The sequence below is a fragment of the Mesorhizobium sp. M4A.F.Ca.ET.020.02.1.1 genome (assembly GCF_004022645.1).
In the GTDB taxonomy this organism is placed as follows: Bacteria; Pseudomonadota; Alphaproteobacteria; order Rhizobiales; family Rhizobiaceae; genus Mesorhizobium.
Genome location: NZ_RZOI01000537.1, coordinates 1 through 4,301, shown reverse-complemented (window position 1 = coordinate 4,301; position 4,301 = coordinate 1). Strand labels below are relative to the sequence as shown.

General features: G+C 67.8%; 3 protein-coding genes and 1 pseudogene. 1 reads left to right on the top strand and 3 read right to left on the bottom strand.

Annotated elements, in window-relative coordinates; genetic code table 11:
- Both EN742_RS26085 and EN742_RS26080 read right to left on the bottom strand, forming a co-directional pair.
- Window positions 1-497: RNA polymerase sigma factor (locus tag EN742_RS26085; RefSeq protein WP_148670256.1), on the bottom strand; the 497-nt coding region annotated here is incomplete at its 3' end.
- 141 nt (window positions 498-638) lie between these two features.
- Window positions 639-3,404 (bottom strand): DUF2339 domain-containing protein, encoded by a 2,766-nt coding sequence (locus EN742_RS26080; RefSeq protein WP_128333447.1) that lies wholly within the window; start codon window positions 3,402-3,404, stop codon window positions 639-641.
- A gap of 254 nt (window positions 3,405-3,658) precedes the next feature.
- Between EN742_RS26080 and EN742_RS26075 the strand changes: the two genes are divergently transcribed.
- Window positions 3,659-4,123 carry an NUDIX domain-containing protein gene (locus EN742_RS26075; RefSeq protein ID WP_127405450.1) on the top strand — a complete coding sequence of 155 codons (465 nt, stop codon included), beginning with the start codon at window positions 3,659-3,661 and terminating at the stop codon, window positions 4,121-4,123.
- Window positions 4,124-4,132: 9 nt separating this feature from the next.
- Here the strand turns inward: EN742_RS26075 and EN742_RS26070 are convergent.
- Window positions 4,133-4,301 (bottom strand): annotated as a pseudogene (locus tag EN742_RS26070) (DNA repair protein RecO); the annotation flags it as partial.

Here is a 4,301-nt window from a genome sequence, read left to right as displayed (position 1 = left end):
GAGCGGCGGCGCGCCGTGTCATCCAGCAGGCCACGCAGTTCCTCGCGCCCGCGCGCGATGCGCGACATCAGCGTGCCGGCAGGCACGCCGAGGATATTGGCCGCCTCGGCATAGGAAAACCCTTCGATCGCCACCATGACCAGGGCTGCGCGGCGATCGGGGCTGATCGCCTGCAAGGCATCCATGATCTCGCGCGAGGCGATGCTCCCAACCTGATCGGCGGGAGCGGCCTGCGCCTCACCGGCCTCGAGCGGCAGCATCGCCGCCTCGCCGCGCCGGTTCACCTTGCGCATCTGGTCGATGAACAGATGATGCATGATCGTAAACAGCCACCTCCTGGGGCTTTCTCCCGTCTGCCAGTTGTCAAGCCTCACCAGCGCCCGCTCGAGGCAGTCCTGGACGAGGTCGTCGGCGGAATCGCGGTCGCGCAGCAGCGAGCGCGCGTAGCGGCGCAAACGCGGAATTTCGCCAAGGATCGCTGCCTTCTTTTCGTCCATGACCGCTGGTTTTCGAGGTCGTTTCCCATCCAGATTGAACGCGCCTTTCCGGCGCGGCGCAAGCAGCCAGCGCGAAGCGGTCCACCGCTCCGGTCACCCAAGCAATGGAATGAACGCTGGTGGGTGCGGATTTATTCCCGGCTAGCCGATCGTTTCTGCTTGTTCCGCCTTCTCATTCGCCGCGCGCGTCAGCAGCCGCTGGTAGAAGAGGCCGATGCCGATCAGCACGGCGCCGAGGCCGATAAAGGACAGGGCCCTGAGCACGCCTTCCAGCTCCGACATGTCAAACAGGAAGACCTTCAGCACGGCGATCGCGATCAGCGCTGCGGATGCGACGCGCAGCACCTGCGATTTCAGCCACACTCCGGCGGTCAGCAGCGCGACACCGATGGCCAGCCAGAGCGCTGAATAGGTGTAGGTCTCCACCTGGCCGAGCCCGCTCCACAACCCGATGAACTCGCCTTTGAACAGCCGCCTGACCGACAGCGTCGCATAGGCGAAGGCGAGCAGCGAGGCGACCAGCGCCAGCATCTGCGCATACCAGCGGGGGCGCTTGTCGCGGACGTAGAGCGCCAGCGCGCCGGTGGCGACCGCCGGCAGGAGATAGGCGAGGAACAGGAGGTTGAACACCGGGATCGTCCCGGTCGATTCGTCGGTGAACAGCGGGTTCAGCACCACGAAATGCCGGACGGCGACGAAGGCGACGGAGAGCACGCCGACGGCCATCGAGCCGTAGCGCAGCACCGAGCTCGGCGAGCGCCTGTCTATGGCGACCAGGATGGCGCCGGCGCCAAGCGCGATCAGCGTGTAGATCGCCTGTTCGGCGAGCGGGACCGTGCCGGTGTCCAGCACACCGCCATGCATGGCGTGGCGCACCAATATGGCGAGCGTGAGCAGCGCGAAGAGCGCTGCCCCCGCTTCCATCGCCAGGCGCGGCCGGCCGTTTGTGGTGCGGGCGAGCTGCCAGGCGGCGAAGCCGAAGGCCAGCGCCGGCACGCCGTAGCCCGGCAGCAGCCAGTTGAAGACAGGCGTCGTCGACAGCGATGCAGCGCCGACGATGGTCGGGTCGTAGGCGACGCGGCCAAGCGTGGCGACGACGGCGCCAACCGAAATCCAGCCGAGCACCGGATAGGACCGCCAGCGGGTCGCCAGCGCCGGTACGACGGCCGCGGCGCCGACAAGCAAGGTGGTCCAGCCGGAGCCGAAGGCCATGTGCAGCATCAACAGGGCGGCGATCGCTGCGCCGCCGAGCGCGAAGGAGACGGCGACGTCTCCCTTGAGCGGCGGCTCCTCGGCGCGCGCGATCCATTCACCGCTGGCGGCGAAGGCCACGACCAGAAGGACCGCGACCGCAGCGTAGAGGAAGTCGCGGTCGAGATTACCGAATGTGAACCATAGCGCCGTGAGCACGACCAACGGCGCGATCACGCCCCAGGCCGCCCAGGACGCCGACCGGATGCGGCCGGTTGCCACCCATCGATGCGCGGCCCAGAAGCCGGCGGCGATGAACAGCAGGCCGAGCCCGACGCCGATGTTGCGCGTCAACTGATCGGACACCACCACCGGCTGGCCGTCAACGCCGAGGCTGCCGCCGACGAACTCGGAACCGATCGAGGTCGGCGGGATGATGCCGAGATAGATCATCGCCGTCACCAGGCCGGCGGCATGGAGAAGCGGCAGCGCGCGCGGTTGATAGAGTGCCACCGCCAGCATAGCGGCAAGGAGCGCGGCGCCCGCCAGGGCATCGCCGGCAACTATGAAGGCCGGGTCGACCGAAAGCCCGAGCGCCGAAAGCCCGACGAAAATAGCGGGCGCGATCGACGGCCAGTCGAAACCGCCGGAGGATTCGGCTTCGGCACCGCGGGCGCCCAGCCAGACGAACGCGAGCACCGCCAGCGTCGCGGCATTGATGAACAGGATGGCCGACAGGTTCGCAGCGGGCGTGTTGGCCATGTAGAGGATGGTCCAGAGGCCGGTGCCGACGAAGGCCGCCGCGGCGAGCGCCTTCCAGTCGCGCAGGCGGGCAATCGCCGCGGTGGCGGCAAGCACGATCGCCAGATAGACGAACAGCGCCCAGGGATTGGGCGCCTGAGAGGAGACGAGCGCCGGCGTCGCCATGGCGCCGATCAGGCCGATGCCGGCCAGCGCCAGGCCATGGACCAGCGAAGCGGAGATAGTGGCGACGCCGATGGCGCCGAGAAGCGTGAAGGCCAGCGCCGGACCGATGAAGCCGTAAATGCCATGCGCGGCATAGATGGTGCCGAACAGGATGAAGGCGCCGGCCGCCGTCAGGATCGCCGGGATATAAGCGCCGGCGGCACCCTGCACTGGCACCTTGAAGCCGGTGCGGCGGATGAATTCGCCACCGCCGACTAGCACCAGGCCGAGAATGCCGGCCATGGTGAGGCGCACGCCGGGGCCGAAAATGCCGGCTTCGATGGTATAGCGGATCAGGAACAGGCCGCCGAGCGCCAGCGCGATGCCGCCGACCCAGACCGCCCAGCGGGTGCCGAGCGCGGTCTCGACGTCGGTCTGCCGCGCGGCCTTCGCCGGTTGTGCGGCCTCGGCGGGGCCTGCCGCAGGTTCCGCCGCTGTCGGCGCCTCGTCCTTGGCCCAGGGTCCGGAAACGACCTCGCCCACGGCAGCGGCGGCCTGCGCCGCCGGCGCTTCGGCGGGCACATCATCCGCCACAGGAGGAGACGCGACTTCGGCCGTGACCGCCTCGGCCGGCTTGCCGTCGGCTTGCGGCTGTTCGGCCAGCCTGGCGGCCGGCGGCACGGCGCCCGACAGCACAAGGCTGCGCAGTGCGCCAAGCTCGCGCTCGATCAGGCCGATGCGGCTCTGCTGGCGCGAGATGATGACGAAAAGGGCGATGATGGCGGCAAGGCCGATCAGGCTTTCAAACATGGCGGTTCCCCCAAACCAGGCCGGTTGTCACTGACAATTGCGGCGGCCAGACGGCCGGTTCCTCCAGGCAAACGCGCCGCCGGATCGGCGACAGCAAAGATCGAGCATGTTTCAGGACCAAATGCCAGCAGCTTGCTGCCTTTATCCAATGCCGCGGTGTCAAGGCGGCCAGGAATAAGCCTGCAAAGCGAGCTTGCGTGGCACGTGCCGCAAGTACTCATGCTAGTGTCGGCCAGACTTGATGAGGATGACCAATGCCGCAACGAAGCGCGGGCCTGCTGATCTACAGGCGCACCGGCGGGGTTTTCGAAATTCTGCTTGTCCATCCCGGCGGACCGTTCTGGGCAAGAAAGGATGAAGGGGCGTGGTCGATCCCGAAGGGGCTGGTCGACGAGAGCGAGGATGAACTCGCAGCCGCGCGACGTGAGGCCGTGGAGGAACTCGGCATCGCGATCGATGGACATTTCGAGCCGGTCGGCAGCTATCGGCAGCCGGGCGGCAAGATCGTGACGGCATGGAGCGTGGAATCGGACGTCGATGCGGACGCCGTCAGAAGCAACAAGTTCACCATGGAGTGGCCGCCGAGGTCGGGCTCCCTGAAAGAATTCCCCGAAGTGGACAAGGCCGGGTGGTTTTCGTTGCCGGAGGCCGGGCTCAAGATCCTGAAAGGCCAGCGCGCCATGCTCGACGATTTCATGCAGCGGCAAAACGCCGGCTAGGCGCAAGCGCTACTCTCCGGCGATCGCCTTGCCGGCCGCATGATGCCGTCTGAGCGCGGTGAGGAAACCGGCGCGGGCGTCGGGCGGATCGAGGCCGCGCGGCTCGTAGACATGGCGGGTGAAGAAGAAGCCGGTCAGCCGGAAGGCGTCCTCCAGCGCCGCCTGGTCGGCGCGGGGG